The sequence below is a fragment of the Mesorhizobium sp. WSM4813 genome, assembly GCF_055811555.1.
In genome coordinates, this window is record NZ_JBVVQU010000169.1 from 1 (window position 1) to 375 (window position 375).

Genomic DNA, 375 nt, shown 5'->3' on the forward strand with positions numbered 1-375 from the left:
TGCGCGCCCATGTTCTCGAACTTGTCCTCAAGCTCGATTTCCTTGGCGACGGTGACGCCGTCCTTGGTGATGCGCGGTGCGCCGAACGACTTGTCGATGACGACGTTGCGGCCCTTGGGGCCGAGCGTGACCTTCACTGCGTCGGCGAGGATGTTGACGCCGCGCAGCATGCGCTCACGGGCATCGCGGGAAAATTTTACGTCTTTGGCAGCCATTTTTAGCTCCTGGCAGGGGCTTGAATTGAGCCCGAAGATTTAAGTGATGGTGAGGCCGATATTCAGCCGATGATGCCCATGATGTCGGATTCCTTCATGATCAGAAGGTCTTCGCCATTGAGCTTGACTTCGGTGCCCGACCACTTGCCGAACAGGATGC

The 375-nt window shown here is 57.6% G+C and carries 1 protein-coding gene and 1 pseudogene; both read right to left on the reverse strand.

Annotated elements, in window-relative coordinates:
- A partial coding sequence (locus tag AC0L25_RS32525) for a TCP-1/cpn60 chaperonin family protein (RefSeq protein WP_287182322.1) occupies positions 1 to 215 on the reverse strand: 215 nt, incomplete at its 3' end.
- A 62-nt stretch (positions 216 to 277) separates the two neighbouring features.
- Positions 278 to 375: pseudogene (locus AC0L25_RS32530) on the reverse strand (co-chaperone GroES); the annotation flags it as partial.